The organism is Halomonas sp. LC1 (assembly GCF_030247125.1).
In the GTDB taxonomy this organism is placed as follows: Bacteria; Pseudomonadota; Gammaproteobacteria; order Pseudomonadales; family Halomonadaceae; genus Vreelandella.
Map to the genome: position 1 here is coordinate 1 of NZ_JASSPG010000003.1, position 21465 is coordinate 21465.

A 21465-nucleotide genomic window follows, 5' to 3' on the forward strand; every position below is an offset into this window, starting at 1 on the left:
TGTTCGCCGCTGACAACAGTCAATCCAGCTTTGTCAAAGAAGAGCTGGCCCAGAGTGACCGCCCGGAACTCGGCGGTGCCAAGGTCGTCATCTCCGGTGGCCGTGGCATGGGTAACGGCGAGAACTTCAAGCTGCTGGACGGCATTGCCGACAAGCTGGGAGCGGCCATTGGCGCTTCCCGCGCGGCGGTAGACGCGGGCTTTGTACCCAACGACATGCAGGTCGGTCAGACTGGTAAGATCGTCGCGCCTGAGCTTTATATTGCGGTGGGTATTTCAGGTGCGATCCAGCACTTGGCGGGCATGAAAGACTCCAAGGTGATCGTCGCGATCAACAAAGACGACGAAGCGCCGATCTTTCAGGTGGCCGACTATGGCCTGGTGGGAGATCTGTTCGAGATCCTGCCTGAGCTGGAAAGCAAGCTGTAAGTCATTGAACTTGCTGCCTGTCGAAAGCCGACTTCGCCAGAAGTCGGCTTTTTTATTGCGGGCGGGTTCGATAAACTGACAATAGTTGACTAAGGTACTGGGACAAAGATTTGCCGCCGATGGTAAAAAATTGCCGGGGCGGTGGTTGAAAAGGGTGGAGTAAGACCACACCTAATGTAGTGAACGCAACAGAAGCCACTCAAGGAGAAGATAGCATGGCACATACCCTTCCTGAACTGCCGTACGCTTACGATGCTCTCGAGCCGAACATCGACGCGATGACGATGGAAATTCACCACTCTCGCCACCACAACACCTACGTCACCAACCTGAACGGTGCGCTGGAAGGCACCGGTCTAGAAGACGTGCCGGTGGAAGAGCTGGTGGCGAACCTGGATCGCGTACCCGAAGAGAAGCGCCAAGCCGTTATCAACAATGGTGGCGGCCACGCTAACCACTCCATGTTTTGGCAAATGATGTCACCCAACGGTGGCGGTCAGCCGCATGGCGACGTGGCTAAAGCCATCGACGCAGAGCTGGGCGGCCTTGATGCGTTCAAAGACGCCTTCAAAAAAGCCGCGCTGGGCCGTTTCGGCAGCGGCTGGGCATGGTTGTCCGTCACGCCTGAGAAAAAGCTGGTCGTCGAAAATACCCTCAACCAAGATAGCCCGTTGATGCACGGCAACACGCCCGTACTCGGTCTGGACGTTTGGGAGCATGCGTACTACCTGAAGTTCCAGAACAAGCGTCCAGACTACGTGGATGCTTTCTTCAACGTGGTGAACTGGGAAGATGTCGAGCGTCGTTACCAAGCCGCCATCGCCTAATACTCACGCCCTGTGAGGGCGGTGTCAGTTACTGACACCGCTGGAAAGCCGCTCCCTATCAGGGAGCGGTTTTTTTTGTGTCTGGGTATAGCGCTGGGCATGAACTGTCAATAACCTGTGGATGAAAAAATACCATATATGCTTGAATTGATTTTCTCTTGGTCTATATATAGTATGCGTGGTGACTTTTAGAGGGGTAGAGCAAGCGCTGCGCACTACCTGAAAATTGCCGCTATGAAAAGGGAAAATAGCCATGGAAATCCAAATTTATAGCAAGCCTGCCTGTGTACAGTGTACTGCCACCTATCGCGCGCTGGATAAGCAAGGCCTTGATTACACCGTCATCGACATTACCGCCGAAACGGGTGCTCAAGCAGAAGTCGAAGCGCTGGGTTACCGCCAGCTTCCTGTCGTGGTCGTCGGTGAAGAGCACTGGTCGGGCTTCCGTCCGGACCGCATCCAAGCGTTGGCGTAATCGTCACCCATGCACGCTGCTGACGTGGAAGCCGAGCAGGCAGGTACGCTGGTCTATTTTTCCACCAAGTCAGGCAACACCCATCGTTTTATTGAAAAGCTTGGTTTAAGTGCACAGCGGCTGCCGTTACATCGTGAAGCCCCGACGCTACGCATTGAGAAGCCCTACATATTGGTTACCCCCACCTACGGAGGTGGCTCGGCCAATGGGGCTGTGCCAAAGCAGGTTATTCGGTTTTTAAATGACGAGCACAACCGACACCTCTTACGAGGTGTCATTGCTGCTGGTAATACTAATTTTGGTGACGCATACGGTTTGGCGGGGCGAATCATTGCCCAAAAGTGCCAAGTGCCGCTGCTTTATCGTTTTGAATTGTTTGGTACCGATGACGATGTCGCCAAGGTCCGCAAAGGAGTAGAAGAGTTTTGGAAACGTCAAGCTCAGTCTCTAAGAACGTAGCTGCAAAAAACTCGGCAGATCAACGCCCTGCTGCGGGAGCCACCGAGGCGCGCACGCTGGATTACCATGCGCTGAATGCGATGTTGAACCTGTACGGTGCCAACGGCGAACTGCAGTTGGATAAAGACCGCGAAGCGGCGCGCCAGTACTTCTTGCAGCACGTCAATCAGAACACCGTGTTCTTCCACTCCTTGGAAGAGAAGTTGGACTACCTAGTGGAAGAGCAGTACTACGAAGCCGACGTGCTGGCGCAGTACAGCTTTACGTTTGTCAAAGCGCTGTTCGAGCAGGCGTATGCGTACAAATTCCGCTTCCCGAGCTTCTTGGGTGCGTTCAAGTACTACACCAGCTACACGCTCAAAACCTTCGACGGCAAACGTTATCTCGAGCGGTATGAAGACCGGGTCTGCATGGTGGCGCTCACGCTAGCGCGTGGCGATGAAGCGCTGGCCAAGTCGCTGGTCGACGAGATCATCAGCGGCCGCTTCCAGCCTGCGACGCCCACCTTCCTGAACTGTGGTAAGCGCCAGCGGGGCGAGCTGGTCTCTTGCTTCTTGCTGCGTATCGAAGACAACATGGAGTCCATCGGGCGTTCCATCAACTCCGCGCTGCAGCTCTCCAAGCGTGGCGGCGGCGTGGCCTTCCTGCTCAGCAACATTCGCGAATCCGGCGCGCCGATCAAGCGTATCGAGAACCAGTCGTCGGGCATCATTCCGATCATGAAACTGCTGGAAGACGCGTTCTCCTACGCCAACCAGCTAGGTGCGCGTCAAGGTGCCGGAGCGGTCTATCTCAACGCCCACCACCCGGACATTCTGCGCTTTTTGGACACCAAGCGTGAAAACGCGGACGAGAAAATCCGCATCAAAACGCTGTCGCTGGGCGTGACCATTCCCGATATCACGTTCGAGCTGGCCAAGCGCAACGACGATATGTACCTCTTCTCGCCCTACGATGTCGAGCGCGTCTACGGCGTGCCGTTTGGCGACATCAGCGTGACCGAGAAGTACCATGAAATGGTGGCCGACGCGCGCATTCGCAAGCACAAGATCAATGCTCGCGCCTTCTTCCAAACCCTGGCCGAGCTGCAGTTCGAGTCTGGCTACCCGTACATCATGTTCGAAGATACGGTCAACCGCGCCAACCCGATTGCGGGCCGTATCAACATGAGTAACCTGTGCTCCGAGATTCTGCAGGTCAATACGCCGACCGAGTACGACGACGACTTGGGCTATCGTCAGGTAGGGCAAGATATCTCGTGTAACCTCGGCTCGATGAACATCGCCAAGGTGATGGATTCCGGTGATATCGGCACCAGCGTCGAGATCGCCATTCGCGGCCTGACCGCCGTGTCTGAAATGAGTAATCTGCGCAGCGTTCCCTCCATCGCCGAGGGTAATGCCAAATCGCGCGCCATCGGTCTTGGCCAGATGAACCTGCACGGCTTCCTGGCTCGCGAGCATATTTATTACGGCTCAGAAGAAGGGTTGGACTTCACGAACCTGTACTTCTACTGCGTTGCGTTCCATGCCATTCGTGCGTCGAACCAGTTGGCCATCGAACACGGTGAGACCTTTGCCGGGTTCGCAGACTCCACCTATGCATCGGGTACGTTCTTCGATAAGTACACCGACCAGGCGTGGCTGCCGCGTACCGAGAAAGTCCGTCACCTTTTCGAGCGCAGCGGCATTGCACTGCCCACGCAAGACGATTGGCAAACGCTGAAAGCCTCTGTGATGGCGCATGGCCTGTACAACCGTAACCTGCAAGCGGTACCGCCAACGGGGTCTATCTCGTACATCAACCACTCCACGTCGAGCATTCACCCGGTGGCAGCGAAAATCGAAATTCGCAAAGAGGGCAAGCTGGGTCGCGTTTATTATCCGGCCCCGTTCTTGAACGAGGCGAACTTCGATTACTTCCAGGATGCCTACGAGATCGGCCCTGAAAAAATCATCGATACCTATGCAGAAGCGTCCAAGCACGTGGACCAAGGCCTCTCGTTGACGCTGTTCTTCCCGGATACGGCCACCACGCGGGATATCAACAAAGCGCAAATTTACGCTTGGCGTAAAGGTATCAAAACGCTTTATTACATCCGCCTACGCCAAAGTGCCCTGGAAGGCACCGAGGTAGAAGGCTGCGTCTCCTGCACGCTGTGATCGGGTAACGCTTTTAAGATGATGTTTGTGAGAGAACGCTGATGACCATAATGCAACGTTTGTCGCGAGTGAATGCGATCAACTGGAACCGCCTTCAGGACGATAAAGACCTCGAGGTGTGGAACCGCCTGACCAGCAACTTCTGGTTGCCAGAAAAAGTACCGCTCTCCAACGACATCCAGTCGTGGAACACGCTGACACAGCAGGAAAAACAGCTCACCATTCGCGTGTTTACCGGTTTGACGCTGTTGGACACCATTCAAAGCAGCGTGGGCGCCCCCGTGCTGATGGATGACGCTCGCACTCCCCATGAAGAAGCGGTATACACCAATATCGCTTTCATGGAATCGGTGCATGCGCGCTCTTACAGCTCGATTTTCTCGACGCTGTGTGCCACGCGGGATGTAGACGATGCCTTCCGCTGGAGCGAAGAGAATCCGACGCTGCAGATGAAGTCAGAGCTGATTTTGAATCGCTATCGCTCTGACGATCCGCTAATGCGTAAGGTAGCGAGCGTCTTCTTGGAGTCGTTCCTGTTCTACTCGGGCTTCTACCTGCCCATGTACTGGTCCAGTCACGCCAAACTGACCAACACCGCTGACCTGATTCGTTTGATCATTCGTGATGAAGCGGTACACGGCTACTATGTGGGCTACAAGTTCCAGCAGGCACTGGCAGAAGAGACGCCCGAGCGTCAGCAGGAAGTCAAAGATTACGCCTACGAGCTGCTGCTGGAGCTGTACGACAACGAAGTTCGCTACACCGAGTCGCTGTATGATGAAGTGGGGCTCTCGGAAGACGTGAAGAAATTCCTTCACTACAACGCCAACAAAGCCCTGATGAACCTGGGCTTTGAGCCGCTGTTCCCCAGCAGCGTGACGGACGTCGACCCAACGATCATGGCCGCGCTCTCTCCCAGCGCGGATGAGAACCACGACTTCTTCTCCGGGTCGGGCTCCTCCTATGTCATTGGTAAAGCCGTCGCCACCGAAGACGACGACTGGGCGTTTTGAGGGTCGTGTTGTGATGCCCGCTACGGGAGCCGAAGGCTCCCGTTTTTTATGCCTGCCGTTCGAGTTACTGTCAGTGAATGTTAATGATAAATATTGTCATTAATTTTATTAGTGGTACGCTATGCGCTGCACGCGTTAAACGCAAATCGTTCTTATACCTAATGAGTTTTAGCGCGCCGAGGTTGATGGCGCGCTGAGCAGTGACGGAGACATAACGTGCTGAACAGGCCTTTCTTTGCCTTGCGTGGATGTTGCCTAGCGGGCGTGCTAGTCAGCGGTACGCTCATGGCAAGTGATGAGACGATGGATCAAGCGGCCCAAAGTGTCGAGGCCCAGCAAGCCCAGTCTGAGTTGCAACAGCAAATCGATAGTGCGGATGAAGCCACACGGTCCGCCATTGAAGAGCTGCGTCGCCTGGAGCGGGAAACCCGTCAGATGGAAGCTGCTAACGCCACGCTCAGTAGCCGCTTGGCCAGTGAGGCCGAACGCCAGCAACGCTTGAATCAAGCGCTGGATACGTTGAGCGATACCCGCGCAGCGCTGCCCATGATCGAACAGGACATGACCGAACAGCTTACCCGTTGGATCGAGTCAGACCTGCCTTTTTTGACCGATGAGCGCCTCGCCCGAGTGGCGTCAGCGGGTAGTCCCGAAGCGGGTAGCGCCGAACGTATTGCAAGCCTAATCGAAGCCTGGCGGGCGGAGCTCGCCTATGGGCGCGAGGTCGATAGCTGGCGTGGTCGTTTGGAAATAGCGGGTGCTTCCCCCAGGGAAGTGGAGTACCTGAGGATTGGCCGTATTGGCTTTTACTACGTGACGCCCGATGGCCGCGAAGGAGGGGTCTGGGATAAAGAAGAGGGGACGTGGCTCGCGCTCGACGAGGCTGCTCGCCGCCAGGTGCGTAACGGACTGCGGATTGCGGCCGACCAGCGCACCCCAGAACTTCTACAGCTCCCACTCTCGATCACGGCTAACGACCAAGGAGCGCAGCCATGAGTCTGTTTTCTCGCCCCAAGGTCTGGTTCTGCCTCACGCTGCTGGTCAGCGCGTTGAGCAGCAACGTTGGCATGGCCCAAAGCGACGATGTCGGCTCGTTAAGAGAGGCTCGCGAGGCTGCCCAAGCGCGTGATCAAGCGCGTCTTCAATCTTTCTTGGACGATCAAGGCGCGTTAGAGGCCGCTTTGCAAGAGGCGCGTGATGCCCACTCGGCTGCCGAAGAGCAGCAGGCTGCGCTCGAAGCGCAGCAGGACGAGCAGAACGAGCAGGCGCAGGCACTTGCTCAGCGCCAAGAGGAGCAGGGCGAGGCATTGACGGCGCTATTGGCAGATCTAACGCGTCACAGTGAAGAACTTCGCAACGAGCTGGGAGGGGATAGCTGGCTAACGCTCGAAGCCGATGCGTTGCCACCGCGTTTAAACGATGTCGACGTGTTGGAGCGTCCGCACATTGAGGCTGTCGTCGATCGTTTGGCGGCTCTCACCATGGACACGGGCCGTGCCGAGCGCTTGGAATTGCCTGTCGCGGATGCCAGCGGCGACATAGCGCCGCGCAGCGTCGTTCGACTGGGTGATTTTGCCGCTTTCACCGAGTCTGCGCTGCTGCGGCAAGGGCAAGATGAGGAGGGCGCCCTCGCCGAAATGCCGCGTACCCCGTCAGCGGTCAGCGAGCTTCTGGCGGCGTATCATCAGGGAGAGAGCCGTGCGTTTGCCATCGACCCCACCCAAGGCAGCGTGCTGGAGGCACTGGCTCAACAGCCTTCGCTGTGGGAGCGTTTTCAGCAGGGTGGCTATGTCGGTTACGTGGTCGTCCTGCTAGGTGGCATCGGCCTGCTGGTCGCTTTGGCGCAGTACCTGTATCTGTTGTTGGTTAGCGCACGCGTACGTCGTCAGCGACAAGCCCTGGATCAGCCCAGTGCCGATAATCCTCTGGGGCGTGTTCTACAGCGCTTCAAGGAGATGGACAAACATCAAACCCCGGAGGCGCTGGAAGCGCGGTTGGATGAAGCGGTACTCGCCGAGCTGCCTAAAATCGAGCGTGGTCAGCCCATCGTCAAGCTGCTAGCCGCCATTGCACCGCTGCTGGGCCTATTGGGCACCGTGACGGGCATGATCGTAACGTTCCAAGCCATCACGGTATTTGGCACGGGCGACCCGCAGTTAATGGCGGGGGGGATCAGTCAGGCGCTGGTCACGACGGTACTGGGTTTGGTGACGGCGGTACCGCTGCTGTTTGCCCAAACGGCGCTGTCTAGCCGTAGTCGTTTCATTACTCAGGTGATCGAAGGTGAGTCAAGCGCCACGCTGGCAGATCACTTGGAAGCGCAATCGACGGCCCATGCTCGCACGGTGACCTAGTATGCCTACGTTACCCCTTTGGCTGGCGCCCGTTGAGCGGCTGCTCGATGCAGGTGGTGCCGTACTCGTAGTGCTAGCGCTGGTGGCCGTGGTGGTGTTCGCCATGGCGATCGAGCGGTGGTGGTATTACCGCTTTAGCTGGCGGCGATCACGCCATGAGCTGGTGCGCCGCTGGGCGGCGCGCAGCGACCACCGCAGTTGGAGCGCGCGCACGCTACGCCATGTGTGGAGTGCTGCGCTGGTTGCCAAGCTGCGCCAGCCGCTGCCGTGGATCAAGCTACTCGTGGCGCTTTGCCCACTACTCGGGTTGTTGGGGACGGTCACGGGCATGATTGCCGTTTTCGATAGCCTTTCGATGAGCGATACCCATCAAGCTCGAGCCATGGCCGATGGCGTTGCCCGGGCAACGCTGCCCACGCTGACGGGCATGGCCATTGCGGTGGTGGGTATGCTGTTTATTAGCCGTTTAGAGCACGTTATTCGCCGCGAAGACCAGCGTCTGCATGACCGCTTAGCGCGTGCCTTGGAGGAGAGTGATGCGTAGACGCCGTTCCATAGAGGCTGCTGACGATAGCAACGAGGTGAACCTGACGCCGATGTTGGACGTGGTGTTCATCATGCTGATCTTCTTTATCGTCACGACCAGCTTTATCAAAGAGAGCGGAGTGGAGATCGATCGCCCTGAGGCGTCGGCCGCCACCCCGCGCCCCGATGCCCAAGTGTTGGTTGCCGTCACGCCGGAAGGGGCGGTTTGGGTGGATGGCCAGCCCGTGGACGTTCACCGCGTTGGGCAGCAGGTGGCTGGAATGCTGAGCGGTGAGGGCTCGGTGGTCATTCAGGCCGACCGAGAGTCCACGACCGGCGTGTTGATCGAGGTCATGGACCGTCTTCAGCAGGCGGGTGTCGAGCAGGTCGCCGTGGCAGCGAGTCGGAGTGGGCCATGATGCGGCATGTGTTATCGATGCTAGGCGGTATTGCCCTGGCCATCGGGCTCTTCTGGATGCTAGCGCTACTGGTAGCTCCTCCAGAGCAGCAGGTGGACGAGCCCATCATGTCGATGTCAATGACGATGGTGGAAGCGCCGGAGGTGGCGCCCAAACAGGAGACATCCCCCCCGGCGCCTGCACAAGCCGCTCCCCCGCCACCGCCCATGCCGACGCCAGCCCCTGCGCCGGTCGCCACTAGCGCGATTACGCTGCCAGACGTGGAGCTACCCGACGCGCCGGTAGAGCCCGTCGAGTTGGAAAGCGAGCTGCCGGAGCTGACCGAGGTGCGCCCTGAGCCTACACCGCAGCCCCAGCCAGCACCTGAGCCTGCGCCGGAACCCGCCCCCGAACCTACGGAAACGGCGGCCCCGTCTCCTGAGCCTGCCACTGCGCAGCGGGAAGCGGCCCCGGCGGCAGAGCCTGCGCCCTCGAACGAGCCGGTGAGTGTGGGGCAAGTAGCTCCGACGAGTCGCGTCAATCCGTCTTATCCGCCTCGTGCACAGCGCCGCGGTATGGAGGGATTCGTGGAGGTGGAATTCGTCATCCAGCGTAATGGAAGTGTCGATGGAAGCTCCATTCGAGTGACCAATGCCCAGCCTCGCCGGGTGTTCGAAGACGCCGCACGAGAAGCGATTGCGCGCTGGCAGTTCGAGCCCAGTCAGCAGTTACGTCGCGCCACCCAGCGTATTGAGTTCCAGTTAAGGTAGCGGTGACATGTCGCGAAGAAAAAATCCGTCAAGCAGCCCTATCGTTGTCGCTCACCGTCAACGTACGATGCCGCAATGGATGGGCGTCATACTACTGAGCGTGCTGAGTATCACCGCGACGGCCAATGAGCCGCTGCCGGGTGACATGATTCAAGACCTGAATCGGCTTCAGAGCCAGTTGGCCAGCCAGCCAAGCGGTTCTGCTGACCCTGATGTGCTAAGCCGTATCATCACCCATGCGCGGGCTCAGTCAGAGCGGCTTTCGGGCGGTAATCGCGCGGATCAATGGGCGAGCGCGCTTTATCATCAGCTAGCCGCCAGTGCGCTGGTGCGCCAGGGCGATCCTCTTGCTGCTGCCGATGAGCTGGCCAGCGCCCGCCAACGGCCTAGCGTTCCCGATAGCCAGCTGCGTCGCTGGCTGCGGGACGAAGCGTCGCTACGCCGCGCTGCAGGCGAACGAGATCGGGCCATTACCCTGTATGAACAGTGGCTATCCGAGTCGTCGGGCAGTGATCGCTACGCGGACACGGCTTGGCAGCTCGTGCGTCTGTTGGCAGAAGAGGAGCGCTGGGAGCAGGCCATGGAGTGGCTGGCGCCGCTGCTTGAACAAGGGGAGTTGACAGCTGACCAGCAAACGCTCACCAATGTCGTGCTCCGAAACACAGGGGATAACGCACAGGCGTTGAGCTGGCTGTTGGACGGGTTGAATGCCGACAGCGACCCCGATGCATGGCGCCAGGCCGCCGGACTTGCCCAGCAGGCAGGCCAGATAGGTGTGGCCGCCGCCGTTTGGGAAGCAGCCTGGCAGTTGGGTAAGTTTTCTACGCCAGAGGAACGCCGCACCCTGATCGAGCTGCATATGGCCGGAGGGACGCCTGCACGCGCTGCCGAGCATTTAGAGGCGGCTCTACGGGCGGGCACGCTTCCCCGCGATGAAGCCACGCTTCGCTTGCGCGCCACGGCTTGGCAACAGGCCAAGGATGTCGACAAGGCGCTCGAGGCGTGGCGAGAGTTGGCAACGTTGACTGATTCAGCAAGCGATTGGCGGCAGTACGGCCAGCTAGCCTATGGGTGGGGAGAGGATCGCCAAGCCGAAGCTGCGCTGACCCAAGCGGCCAATTTAGGGGATGCTCAAGCAGAGCAGTGGCTCGCGTACTTCGAATGATGTCTGCCTAAGCCGTCGCTCTAAGTGGCTCGACTGCCTTGCTCTCAAGACCTTGCTAGGTTTGAACAGCCATCGTCGTATCTTAAAGCGGGCGCCGGTGGTGAGCCTCCGGCGCTTGCAGCGTCATGGACGGAGTGTGACTGAAAAGTCGCTCCAGGTGGGGGCGTGGTCCGATGGGCGCTCCATGGCCCGCAGCGGATAGTCGATACCCGCATCGGTCACGCAGTCGGCCAAGGGCTTTGAAACTAGGATGTAGTCGATGCGAAGACCGCGCTTCGGCTCTCGGTCAAAGCCTTTTGAGCGATAGTCGAACCAGCTAAACCACTCGTCATTTTGCGGGTGGCACAGACGGTAGCTGTCGCTCAGCCCCCACGCTTTGATGCCTTCCAGCCATTCGCGCTCGATGGGCTGGAAGCTGGTTTTGCCCTCCCGCAGCCAGCGCTTCCGGTTGGCCTCGCCTATGCCGATGTCCTGATCTTCAGGTGAGATATTGAAATCACCCATGACCGCCAGTCGCTCTTCGGGAGCGTGCTGAGTATTGAGCAGGTTGGCGAGCTGTTGATAAAAGCGCGCTTTGTGCGGAAACTTGGTAGGGTGATCGACGCTTTCGCCTTGAGGGAAGTAGCCGTTCCATACCGTGACCGGCTCGCCGTCTTCCGCGAGCAACTTGACGCCAATCATGCGCCGCTGGGCATCGTCGTCGTCATCGGGAAAGCCGTAAAACACCGCTTGCGGCTGTTGGCGGCACAGCAGTGCAACGCCGTAATGGCCTTTTTGGCCATAGTAAAAAACGTGATAGCCCATGGCTTCTACGTCGGCCACGGGGAATTCGCTGTCCTGTACTTTGGTTTCTTGAAGGCCGATGACATCGGGCTGTTGGGTATCGATCAGCGCTTGAAGCTGGTGCAGTCGTGCCCGAATCCCATTGATATTGAACGAAACCAAACGCATCAAGACGGCTCTCCTGGTGAGTGATCGCCCCCTTTGTCAGGATGGATGGCAATCGTTTGGCCGCTTTGCTGGCGCGCCAATTTGCGCACGGCCTGAAGCTTACGCTGCTGCTGCTTTTTGGCAACGAAGCGGCGCGACGAGGTCACTTGATCAGGGTTCTCATGGCGCCACTTTTTATAATCTTTGCGGCGACCGGTGCGGATCGTCACTTTATCCGCCAATGAACGAGTCTTTTTCTTACGCGTCATGTCGCGCTCCTTGGGTTAATGTATGCCTCATTCTAACAGGCTAGCGTGCTCCTTCGACAGCAGGGCGCGCTCTTATCGCCAACCCCTGGTACAATGCGCACTTCGTGATGCCTAACATCCACAGCAATGGACAGATACACAGCCTATGAGCGAGTCGGAACAGACCACAGCATCGGCCCAGAACCGCAAGCCTAAACGTCGCCGTCGGAAACCGCGTCGTCGTCAGTCGAACTGGGATCTTCGTCAGTTTCAGGTGCCCGCCGTCGCCGGCAAGTGGCGCTTCCATGACTTTGATCTGCCGCTGCCTTTGATGCGCGCGATACATGCTCAGGGGTTCGAGTACTGCACGCCCATTCAAGCGGAAGCGCTGCGCCACACCCTGTTAGGTGGCGACATCGTCGGTAAAGCGCAGACGGGCACCGGTAAAACCGCCGCCTTTTTGATCTCTGTCATGGCTTACTTCCTTGAAGAGCCGACGCCGGATGGTCAAAAGCCGGGGGCTCCCCGTGCGCTGATTATTGCGCCGACCCGTGAGCTGGCGCTGCAAATCGAGAAAGACGCCAAGGCACTTGCGCGTTTCACTCAGCTCAACGTCGCCAGCGTCGTGGGCGGTATGGATTACCAAAAACAGCGCGAAAGCCTGGGTAAGAAGATCGATATCCTGGTCGCGACGCCAGGGCGTCTGCTGGACTTCCACCAGAAACGCGATATCGACCTCTCCGAAACCGAAGTGCTGGTGCTCGACGAAGCGGATCGAATGCTCTCCATGGGGTTCATTCCCGATGTGAAGCGCATCATTCGTTACACGCCAAAGAAAGAGGAGCGTCAAACGTTCCTATTCTCGGCCACCTTCACGGACGATATTCTCAATCTGGCGAGTCAGTGGACGCTCAATCCGGCGCATGTCGAGATCGAGGTGACCGTCGAGAATCAGGCAGATATCGATCAGCGTGTTTACCTCGTTTCCGACGACGACAAACAGCGGCTGCTGGTGAAGCTTCTGGAGCAGGAGAGCTTCGAGCGTGTCATGGTGTTCGGTAACCGCCGGGATCTCGTGCGCAAACTCGACGACCTGCTGAAAAAAGCCGGGGTCAGTGCGGCCATGCTGTCTGGTGATGTGCCGCAGAATCAGCGCATCAAGACGTTGGAAAGCTTCCGCGAAGGAGAGGTGCAGGTGCTGGTAGCCACCGACGTGGCCGGCCGTGGCATTCATATCGAAGATGTGAGTCACGTCATCAACTACACGCTGCCCGAAGATCCGGAAGATTATGTTCACCGCATCGGTCGTACCGGCCGTGCAGGGGCCAAAGGCGTGTCGATCAGCTTCGTGGGCGAAGAGGACGCGTTCTCCTTGCCAGAGATCGAGCGCTATATCAACGGTAAGCTGCCCTGCGAACACCCGCCGGAAGGTATGCTGTAATTCGAATGCTGAATGACGCGCTAAAAAACGATATTCAGCAGGCTTACCGTAACGTGGTGGAGAAGCTCGAGCTCACACCCCGTTACGGGCAGCGCTTGATGATCGCCGAAATCGCCCGAACGCTGGGGGACATCGAGTGCGACAGCGAAGGAAAGCGCGTTAGCGATAGTCATGTGTGCGTGCTGGAGGCCGGTACCGGCACGGGCAAAACACTGGCGTATCTCATTGCGGGGCTGCCCATCGCCAAGGCACAGGGCAAACGGCTCATCGTGTCGACGGCCACCGTGGCCCTTCAAGAGCAGGTGCTCAACCAAGATTTACCTTCACTGGCGAGCCATAGCGGCGTGGCCTTTCGCTACGCGCTAGCCAAAGGACGCGGACGTTACGTTTGCGTGGCTAGGCTGGATCAAGCGTTGGAGGGCAGTGAGCCCAACCCAACGCTGTCGCTGTTCGAGCAGTCGTTGCAAGCCGATAGCAGCGACTTCAACGTCCTGGCGACCGATATGGCCGACGCCTACGGGAAGGGCGATTGGGAAGGCGACCGCGATACCTGGCCGGTGTCGATCGAGGACGCGCACTGGCGACAGCTGACGGTCGACCACCGCCAGTGCACCGGTCGCCGCTGCGGCCACTTCGGTGCCTGCGCCTTTTTCCGCTCGCGTCGAGAGCTGGAGAATGCTGACGTCATCGTCGCCAATCACGATCTCGTGTTGGCGGACTTGGCGCTTGGTGGCGGTGCCATTTTGCCGGACCCCGCTGACTGCATCTTTATCTTCGACGAAGGCCACCACCTGCCGGATAAAGCGCTATCGCACTTTGCCCACCGCTTTGCCGTGCACGGCTGTCTGCGCTGGTTGAAAACTCTGAAAAGTAGTTTGACGGATTTGCACCAGGGGCTGGCGGTTCAACCCACCATTGCCCGACTGCTGGCCGGGTTGCCCGAACTGCTGCATGGATTGGAGCCCGCGCTGGGCGACGTGTTTAGCATGGGGCATCAGCTTGCTGGACGGGAAAACGGCCTTGCCGATGAAGAGGCTAGCCACCAGCAGCGTTTTGAGAAAGGCCAAGTGCCTGAGGCGTTGCGGGAACAGGCGCAACAGCTGCTTGTCATGTTTGCCACTCTCTCAAGAAGTTTGGAGAGTATCAGCGATATCTTGCGTGAAAGCCTCGACCCGGATAAGCAAACCGGTTTGGACCGTGATCAGGCTGAGGCCTGGCTGCCGCTGATGGCACTCCTTCACGGCCGCGCACTGGATGCCCACGCCTTATGGCAAGCGTTCAGCGAGCAGGATGCTCCCAATGCCCCACCGAGCGCGCGCTGGATAACCCTCAGCCGTGTGGCGGGGGAGCCAGAGATCGAGTTTTCGGCCAGCCCCGTGTCGGCCGCGCACACGCTTGCCAAGCATTTGTGGGGCCGCTGCCACGGGGCCGTGGTGACCTCCGCCACGTTAACGGCGCTGGGCCGCTTCGAGCGGTTGCAAGAGCGCGCCGGATTGGCAAACCGATACCGCTATCAGGCACTGCCCAGCCCGTTTGACTATGCCAACGCCGTCTTACGAGTGCCCGCCGAGGCGACGGACCCTAGCGACCGGGAAGCGCATGAGCGTGCGATCGTGAGCTTTGTGTCACAGCTCGGCGAGGAGGAGGCGGCGCTGGTGCTGTTTTCCTCTCGTGCCCAGCTGCGCGCGGTCGAAAAAGCGCTGCCTGCCGCGGCAAAAGAGCGCATCTTGGCCCAAGACGCACTGCCCAAACGAGAGCTCATCGAGCGACACAGAGCAGCGGTGGATGGTGGCAAGGGGAGCGTGATTTTTGGCTTGGCAAGTTTCGCCGAAGGGATCGATTTGCCGGGGGATTACCTCACCCATGTCGTGATTACCCGGCTACCGTTTGCCGTGCCCGATGATCCGGTGGGGGCGACGCTGGCAGAATGGATCGAGAGTCAGGGCGGCAATCCCTTCATGCGTATCAGCGTGCCGGATGCGTCGATCAAGCTCGTGCAAGCATGTGGCCGTTTGATCCGAAAAGAGAGTGATCGCGGGGTAATTACCTTGCTGGATCGCCGTGTGATCACGCGGCGCTATGGTCAGGCATTGTTGGATGCACTGCCGCCTTTCAAGCGGGATATACAGGCGTAGTCGATAGGTCGCGTTAGGGGATGGGAATCGAACACGTCCCGGCGAGCGGCAGCCCGGCGGGACGTTTTGATGGCAGGTGCGCGTTATTGAGCGGCGCGCTTGGCCAAAACGGACGCGAGCTTTTCGTTCATGCGAGTGAACGTCTCGACGGTAGTATCCCAATCAATGCAGGCGTCGGTGATCGATACGCCGTACTGCAGCTGGCTCAAATCGGCCGGTACTTTTTGATTGCCCCAACCAATGTTGGATTCCACCATCAAGCCGATGATGGAGGTATTGCCTTCCAAAATCTGGTTGGTGACGTTTTCCAGTACCAGCGGCTGCAGGGCGGCGTCTTTATTCGAGTTGGCGTGTGAGCAGTCGATCATGATGTTGGCCGAGAGGTTGGCTTTTTTCAGCTCTTTCTCTGCCAGTGCGACACTCACGCTGTCGTAGTTAGGCTTGCCGTTACCGCCGCGCAGTACCACATGACCGTAGGCATTGCCTCGGGTGCGGATGATGGCGACCTGACCGGCCTGGTTGATGCCCAAGAAGTTATGCGGGTTCGCCACGGACTGCAGCGCGTTGATCGCTACGTCCAGGCTACCGTCGGTGCCGTTTTTGAAACCGACGGGGCAGGAGAGGCCGGAGGCCATTTCGCGGTGCGTTTGGGACTCGGTGGTGCGAGCGCCAATGGCCGACCAGCTAATGCAGTCTTGCAGGTACTGAGGCGAGATTGGGTCAAGCGCCTCGGTGGCCAGCGGTAGCCCCATTTCCGCCAAGTCGACCAGCAGTTTACGGGCAATGTGCAGCCCTTCGTCAATTTCGAAAGAGTCGTTCAGGTGCGGGTCGTTGATCAACCCTTTCCAGCCCACGGTCGTCCGCGGCTTTTCGAAATAGACGCGCATCACGATATACAAACTGTCGCTGACCTGGTCCGCTAGCGTACGCAGGCGGCGCGCATAATCCAGCGCTGCTTCGACGTCGTGAATGGAGCAGGGGCCAACGACCACCAGCAAACGCGGATCTTTGCCATCCAGAATGTTTTGGATGGTTTGGCGACCCTCGATTACCGAGCGCTCGGCGCTTTCCGTGAGGGGGATAGCACTCTTCAGTGCGTCGGGCGTGGTAAGAACATCCTGGGCCAGGACGTTAAGGTTACTAACCTGTTGATCTGACATCTTGCTACCTGTGCGTGCGCGATGGGCGAAAAGTGGCCACTACTATGGCGCGTCACGGTGGTAAAAATCAATTGTTACGGAACTTTGCATTAAGGAAAAATGTCAGCCTCAGGGTTTTTAAGAAAGGGGGTAAGCGCTTGATGCGCTGCTAAGAACGCGTAACACTAGATGACATTGGCGCAAGCTCATTTGCGCACCACCACCGAGGGGTAGGCCAAGGTCGCCTGCCGATGTCCTCCATGAAAATTAACAGATGCCCAAGGGACGCTATGCTGCTCGCTGTGAAGGCCCGAACACTAGGGCGACAAAGAAACAATGCTCGGCGCGATGCGTACGAGCAGAAGGAGCGTGTGAATGGGCACTCGTGAAACGGACCAACAGCTGGTTGAGCGTGCTCAGAAAGGTGACACACGTGCTTTTGATCTGCTGGTGAAGAAGTACCAGCACAAAATCATCGGTTTGATTGGGCGTTACGTGCACGACCATGCGGAAGTGCAGGACGTTGCGCAGGAAGCCTTCATTAAAGCCTATCGGGCACTGGGTAAGTTTCGAGCGGAGAGCGCGTTCTATACCTGGATGTACCGCATCGCTATTAATACGGCCAAGAACCACTTGGTGTCTCGCGGTCGTCGGCCGCCTGGCAGTGACTTGGATATCGTTGATGCGGAAATCGTCGATCAAAGCGGTCGCTTGGCGGATGCCGAGTCACCCGAGGCGTCCATTGCCCGCGACCAGCTGGAGGCGGCTGTCTTCGAAGCGATCGAAAAGCTACCTGACGATTTGCGGACGGCCATTACGCTACGCGAGTTGGACGGGTTGGCCTATGAAGATATTGCGCAAGTCATGCAGTGCCCGGTAGGGACCGTTCGCTCGCGCATTTTTCGCGCGCGGGAGGCCGTCGATGAGCATATTCGCCCGCTGGTCACCACGGCTCGCAACAGTCGAGACGAATGAGCCGCGTCCAATGAATCGGGCGCAGGCGTCACAAATATTTACGTTTTTGCGTTTTTAGTGAACTGTCTGGCAAGTGAAGCGTCATAGAGGCTGTCTAGCATGATCACGTTAAACCATCGCATTGCCATGCGCTGGCGATGGTTGAGTAACAGGGTCTTGGCCTGCGAGGTTTTGCGGCTGAAACACGCATGAGCCGTGTGGTCGCTGAGCTTCTTCTAACACAGTGTGAGGGTGTGAAGTATGAGTCAAAACACACGGGAATCACTTTCAGCATTGATGGACAACGAAAGTGATGAGCTTGAATTGCGCCGAGTGTTGAAATCACTACCTGACGATGCCGATGCGGCAGAGACATGGCGTCGCTACCATTTGGCACGCAGCATGATGCAGCGCGAGCGCAGCGTCGATGTCAGTGTCGATCTATCGGCAGGCATCCTGGCGCGCCTCAACGAAGAGCCTGCCCCGGTGATGGAGAGTGAAACGGTCGCTGCCCCTGCCCGCGCCGGTGGCATCTCCTTTGCCCGTGGTGCTGGTGTCGCGGCTGCCGTTTCACTGATGGTCATTACCGGCGTTCAGTTCTTTAGCGGTAACGGCTCGACCGGCACTGCTCAGCCAGGTAGCAACACGGTCGCCTCGCAGTCCAGCGTGGGGGCTCAAGTGCAGCCGGTCAATTTGGGCGCCTCGCAGCCTGCATCAATGATGTCGTCTGAAATGCCCATGTTCGAGCCGACGCCTTTTCGTATCAACGGCCAGTCGGGCAATGGCGGCTTGATGAATATCAGCGAATCGGGCTTCTCAACGCCGGTGGCACCGCAAGGCACGATGGCCCAGCAAGCCACAGCGATCGATGTAGATCAACTGCGCATGTTGCAATCGTACCTAGAGCAGCATGCTCAGGGAGCAGCCAACGGCAGTGGCGACAGCTGGATGCCACTGATGCGTTCATCGGTGACCGAGCCATTGGGTCAGCGGTAGTTCGCTAACGCGTTTTGAACCTCATCGTGACGTAAGAGGCTGTTTGATCGGTATGGCGACTGCTAGAAAAAGCTTTTGGGGAGTCCCGCTGGCGTTGGCGTGGGGGCTGGTCGTTGTAAGCCTGGCTCCCTCCTCGGTCAACGCGGATGCGCAGCCCGCCATTGCCTGTTCGGCCGTTGCCGACGATTCGGTGCCCGACTCTGCCCAGGCATGGTTAGCGCGTAGCATGGTGGCAGGGCACTGCTATGATTTTCAGGCACGTGCGGTCACCATTGATGCGCTGGGTGTCAGAACGCTGGCGCTATCCCATCGCATTCGAGAGGGCGTGCGTCAGCAGGTCGTACAGCATTTGGATGGGCCTTCCGTCAGTATCGAGCGCCGCTCCATTGCAGGCTATATGGCGAGTTTTACCCCCGAAGAGGGTGGCGAGCTCAGCGCCTCGCAAGCCTGGGCGGAACACGTCGCCTCTCATTATGATATTTCCCTCCAAGACAATGCGCGTGTCGCTGGACGTGACGCGGTAGAGCTGCGTTTTTCTCCTCGCGATCAGCAGCGTTATCTGCACGCATGGTGGGTCGATAAATCGACAGGACTACTGCTCAAGCATGTCATGAGTGACCACCAAGAGCGTGTACTAGAAACCTTTCAAATTACCCAGCTTCAGTCGCCTTCGCTTTATGAGGGCAATGTCGCTGGTGATGTGAGCACCGAGCGTCCGTCTCACTCATGGCAAGTCGATTGGCTGCCCGAGGGCTTCATTGCCCAACCACAGGAGCCAGGGCAAGCGGTCACGAATCAACGGGTCTATAGCGATGGTTTGGCAGCGGTGAGTCTCTTCGTCAGCCCTGTCGAGCAACCCATGCTCGAAGAGGGCGTGCACCGATTGGGCGTCTCCACGGCAGCGATTTCGTTGGTGTCCGAGGGTGAGCAGCGCTGGCAGCTGGTCGGTGTTGGTGAACTACCGCCAGATATGCTGCAGCGTATCGTGCAATCCGTCCGTATAGCGCCCTAGCCATGGCACACTCTGACACTGGAGGCGAGTCGCTATTCAGAACGGGCAGTGTGGTAGGGCATACCGAGACCGGGGTGATCGTCGATGTCTCCCTGGGTAACGCTTGTCAGCAGTGCGCCGAGGGACGTGGTTGCGGCATGGGGCTACTAGCCCGCCGCCAACAGCAGCGCATCACCGTACTTCCTTCCCCCTCGCCCCTTTCACACCACGCAGCGTATCCCTTAGGTAGCACCGTCACGATTGCGCTGCCCAAGCATCAAGTCAGCCACCTAACGCTGTTGATCTATGCCGTGCCGCTGTTCCTGGCGATGCTGGCGGCAGGGTTGGCCTCGCTGCTTGGAGGGCGTGAATGGCTAGGTGTGATGCTGTTCTTTGGTACCTTGATGTGCAGCGTATTGACCCTTAAATACCTAATGCGCGGGCGGATGGAACGCTTCCGGCCGCGCTTGGTCAGTTAGTTGTTCCGTAGCTCGCTAAGAGTTGCACTCCCTTCGTTTCGTATCTGCTTGACTAGGAGCTGTTGCATGAAGCGCTTGGTTCTCCCCTCGACACTATGGATATGCTTGGTCGCGATGTTCTTGATCGGCCAACATGCCCATGCGCAAACGCTGCCCGATTTCACTGAGCTGGTAGAAGACGCCGCCCCGGGCGTCGTCAATATTTCCACGAGTCGAACGGTCCAGCGAAGCCCGGCCCTACAGGGGTTTGGCAATCAGGAAATCCCCGAAATATTCCGTCACTTCTTTGGCGATAGCTTTCCCACGCCTCCCGGCAGTGGCGGCGGCGGTGGTCGTAGTCAAGAGCGCCAATCGCTCGGCTCGGGGTTCATCATCAGTGCCGATGGCTATGTGATGACCAATGCGCACGTGGTGCAGGATGCCGATGAAATTCTAGTGCGCCTCAACGACCGTCGTGAATTGCCCGCCGAACTGATTGGTAGCGATGCGCAAACCGATGTGGCGCTGCTGAAAATCGACGCCAATAACTTGCCGGTGCTGAATTTGGGCGATTCCGACGAGTTGAAAGTGGGGGCGTGGGTCGCGGCCATTGGCTCTCCGTTTGGGTTCGATCACTCGGTGACGGCAGGGATCGTCAGCGCGATCAACCGCACCTTGCCGCGTGATGCTTACGTGCCGTTCATTCAAACCGATGTCGCCATTAACCCCGGCAACTCCGGTGGCCCGCTGTTTAATCTGGAAGGCGAAGTCATCGGTATCAATTCGCAAATCTTTACCCGTAGTGGCGGCTTCATGGGGCTCTCGTTCGCCATTCCCATCAACGTCGCCATGGATGTGGCTGATCAACTTCGTGAAGACGGTCGCGTGAATCGCGGTTGGCTGGGCGTGATGATCCAACCCGTCTCGCAGGACTTGGCCGAGTCGTTCGGTATGAGTGAAGCGATTGGAGCACTGATTGCCGATTTAGACCCAGAAGGACCGGCGGCTCAAGGTGGTTTGCAAGCAGGTGACGTGATCCTCGAAGTCAACGGCGAAGAAGTGGATCGCTCCAGCACGCTGCCCCGTCTGATTGGTCGCGTGGCACCGGGAGACGATGTCGAGCTCACGCTGATGCGTGATGGCGAGCAGGTATCGGAAACCGTCGAGCTGGGTAGATGGCCAGATATGCAAGCGTCCGCTTCGGCATCGGGCAGCGACAATCAAGTGCGCTTGGGCGTGGCCGTTGCAGAAATCGACCAAGCCACCCGTGAGCGTTTGGGGATCAATGGCGGCGTTGAGGTGCGTCAGGTCGAGCCGGACAGCGTTGCGGCGCAGGCAGGGCTTCGCGCTGGCGATATCCTGGTGAGTATCGACCATCGCAGTGTCGCATCGGCGGACGAGCTAATGCGTATCGTCGAAGCGCTGCCTAACGATCGGGCGATTCCAGTGCGTTTGTATCGCGATGGTCGCTCTCTATTCGTCGCGCTTCGCCTCGAATAATCTGTACGCCACTCCCTCCAGTCCGGCGGTTCTCGCCGGACTGCTGTTCCTATCCCGCGCATATCGCTACAATAGCGCTTATCTTTTGATGAACTTT

General features: G+C 58.4%; 22 protein-coding genes. 19 read left to right on the top strand and 3 right to left on the bottom strand.

The features are described 5' to 3' along the window. The 12 genes from QIT27_RS05695 to QIT27_RS05750 form a co-directional block, all read left to right on the top strand. The coding region (locus QIT27_RS05695; protein ID WP_285263163.1) for an FAD-binding protein at positions 1–428 on the top strand (428 nt) is incomplete at its 5' end. Between the two features lie 215 nt (positions 429–643). Further along, positions 644–1255: a superoxide dismutase gene (locus QIT27_RS05700; protein ID WP_159342498.1), complete on the top strand. Its 612-nt coding sequence runs from the start codon at positions 644–646 to the stop codon at positions 1253–1255. A 253-nt stretch (positions 1256–1508) separates the two neighbouring features. Beyond that, positions 1509–1730, top strand: a complete 222-nt coding sequence (gene nrdH / locus QIT27_RS05705; protein WP_058577666.1) for a glutaredoxin-like protein NrdH — start codon at positions 1509–1511, stop codon at positions 1728–1730. A gap of 9 nt (positions 1731–1739) precedes the next feature. Beyond that, positions 1740–2189 carry a class Ib ribonucleoside-diphosphate reductase assembly flavoprotein NrdI gene (gene nrdI, locus QIT27_RS05710; protein WP_285263164.1) on the top strand — a complete coding sequence of 150 codons (450 nt, stop codon included), beginning with the start codon at positions 1740–1742 and terminating at the stop codon, positions 2187–2189. Then, positions 2156–4351, top strand: a complete 2196-nt coding sequence (nrdE, locus tag QIT27_RS05715; RefSeq protein ID WP_174788525.1) for a class 1b ribonucleoside-diphosphate reductase subunit alpha — start codon at positions 2156–2158, stop codon at positions 4349–4351. Before nrdI ends, nrdE begins: the two co-directional genes overlap by 34 nt. Before the next feature lie 41 nt (positions 4352–4392). After that, complete coding sequence (gene nrdF, locus QIT27_RS05720) at positions 4393–5364, top strand: class 1b ribonucleoside-diphosphate reductase subunit beta (RefSeq protein ID WP_159342496.1); 972 nt, start codon at positions 4393–4395, stop codon at positions 5362–5364. 264 nt (positions 5365–5628) lie between these two features. Beyond that, entirely contained in the window at positions 5629–6360 is a 732-nt protein-coding gene (locus tag QIT27_RS05725; RefSeq protein ID WP_350338764.1) for a DUF3450 domain-containing protein, read from the top strand. After that, positions 6357–7718, top strand: a complete 1362-nt coding sequence (locus QIT27_RS05730; protein ID WP_285263165.1) for a MotA/TolQ/ExbB proton channel family protein — start codon at positions 6357–6359, stop codon at positions 7716–7718. The genes QIT27_RS05725 and QIT27_RS05730 overlap by 4 nt, the downstream gene beginning before the upstream one ends. A 1-nt stretch (position 7719) precedes the next feature. Continuing rightward, positions 7720–8262 carry a MotA/TolQ/ExbB proton channel family protein gene (locus QIT27_RS05735; protein WP_159342494.1) on the top strand — a complete coding sequence of 181 codons (543 nt, stop codon included), beginning with the start codon at positions 7720–7722 and terminating at the stop codon, positions 8260–8262. After that, a complete protein-coding gene (locus QIT27_RS05740) occupies positions 8255–8662 on the top strand; it encodes an ExbD/TolR family protein (protein ID WP_285263166.1) in 408 nt (135 codons plus the stop codon). Before QIT27_RS05735 ends, QIT27_RS05740 begins: the two co-directional genes overlap by 8 nt. Next, positions 8659–9411, top strand: a complete 753-nt coding sequence (locus QIT27_RS05745) for an energy transducer TonB (RefSeq protein WP_285263167.1) — start codon at positions 8659–8661, stop codon at positions 9409–9411. Before QIT27_RS05740 ends, QIT27_RS05745 begins: the two co-directional genes overlap by 4 nt. Before the next feature lie 7 nt (positions 9412–9418). Then, entirely contained in the window at positions 9419–10576 is a 1158-nt protein-coding gene (locus QIT27_RS05750) for a tetratricopeptide repeat protein (RefSeq protein WP_350338756.1), read from the top strand. 123 nt (positions 10577–10699) lie between these two features. On the opposite strand, the gene xthA is transcribed toward QIT27_RS05750, so the two are convergent. Both xthA and QIT27_RS05760 read right to left on the bottom strand, forming a co-directional pair. Continuing rightward, positions 10700–11527 carry an exodeoxyribonuclease III gene (gene xthA / locus QIT27_RS05755; protein WP_285263365.1) on the bottom strand — a complete coding sequence of 276 codons (828 nt, stop codon included), beginning with the start codon at positions 11525–11527 and terminating at the stop codon, positions 10700–10702. After that, a complete protein-coding gene (locus tag QIT27_RS05760; RefSeq protein WP_159342491.1) occupies positions 11527–11775 on the bottom strand; it encodes a hypothetical protein in 249 nt (82 codons plus the stop codon). Before QIT27_RS05760 ends, xthA begins: the two co-directional genes overlap by 1 nt. Before the next feature lie 145 nt (positions 11776–11920). Here QIT27_RS05760 and rhlB point away from each other — a divergent pair, with 145 nt between their 5' ends. After that, entirely contained in the window at positions 11921–13195 is a 1275-nt protein-coding gene (gene rhlB, locus QIT27_RS05765) for an ATP-dependent RNA helicase RhlB (RefSeq protein ID WP_159342490.1), read from the top strand. A 5-nt stretch (positions 13196–13200) separates the two neighbouring features. Next, positions 13201–15330 (top strand): ATP-dependent DNA helicase DinG, encoded by a 2130-nt coding sequence (dinG, locus tag QIT27_RS05770; RefSeq protein WP_159342489.1) that lies wholly within the window; start codon positions 13201–13203, stop codon positions 15328–15330. An 83-nt stretch (positions 15331–15413) separates the two neighbouring features. Here dinG and QIT27_RS05775 read toward each other — a convergent pair whose 3' ends face one another. Then, positions 15414–16490: a 3-deoxy-7-phosphoheptulonate synthase gene (locus QIT27_RS05775; protein WP_159342488.1), complete on the bottom strand. Its 1077-nt coding sequence runs from the start codon at positions 16488–16490 to the stop codon at positions 15414–15416. A gap of 354 nt (positions 16491–16844) precedes the next feature. Here QIT27_RS05775 and rpoE point away from each other — a divergent pair, with 354 nt between their 5' ends. The 5 genes from rpoE (at position 16845) to QIT27_RS05800 (ending at position 21368) form a co-directional block, all read left to right on the top strand. Continuing rightward, positions 16845–17444 (top strand): RNA polymerase sigma factor RpoE, encoded by a 600-nt coding sequence (gene rpoE, locus QIT27_RS05780; protein WP_159342487.1) that lies wholly within the window; start codon positions 16845–16847, stop codon positions 17442–17444. A gap of 240 nt (positions 17445–17684) precedes the next feature. Further along, complete coding sequence (locus QIT27_RS05785) at positions 17685–18419, top strand: sigma-E factor negative regulatory protein (protein ID WP_285263168.1); 735 nt, start codon at positions 17685–17687, stop codon at positions 18417–18419. Positions 18420–18471: 52 nt separating this feature from the next. Beyond that, positions 18472–19431, top strand: coding sequence for a MucB/RseB C-terminal domain-containing protein (locus QIT27_RS05790; protein ID WP_285263169.1), 960 nt, complete (start codon positions 18472–18474; stop codon positions 19429–19431). 2 nt (positions 19432–19433) lie between these two features. Beyond that, on the top strand, positions 19434–19889 hold the full coding sequence (locus tag QIT27_RS05795) for a SoxR reducing system RseC family protein (protein ID WP_285263170.1): 456 nt from the start codon (positions 19434–19436) through the stop codon (positions 19887–19889). A 66-nt stretch (positions 19890–19955) separates the two neighbouring features. Next, positions 19956–21368 carry a DegQ family serine endoprotease gene (locus tag QIT27_RS05800; protein WP_285263171.1) on the top strand — a complete coding sequence of 471 codons (1413 nt, stop codon included), beginning with the start codon at positions 19956–19958 and terminating at the stop codon, positions 21366–21368. Positions 21369–21465 lie beyond the last annotated feature (97 nt).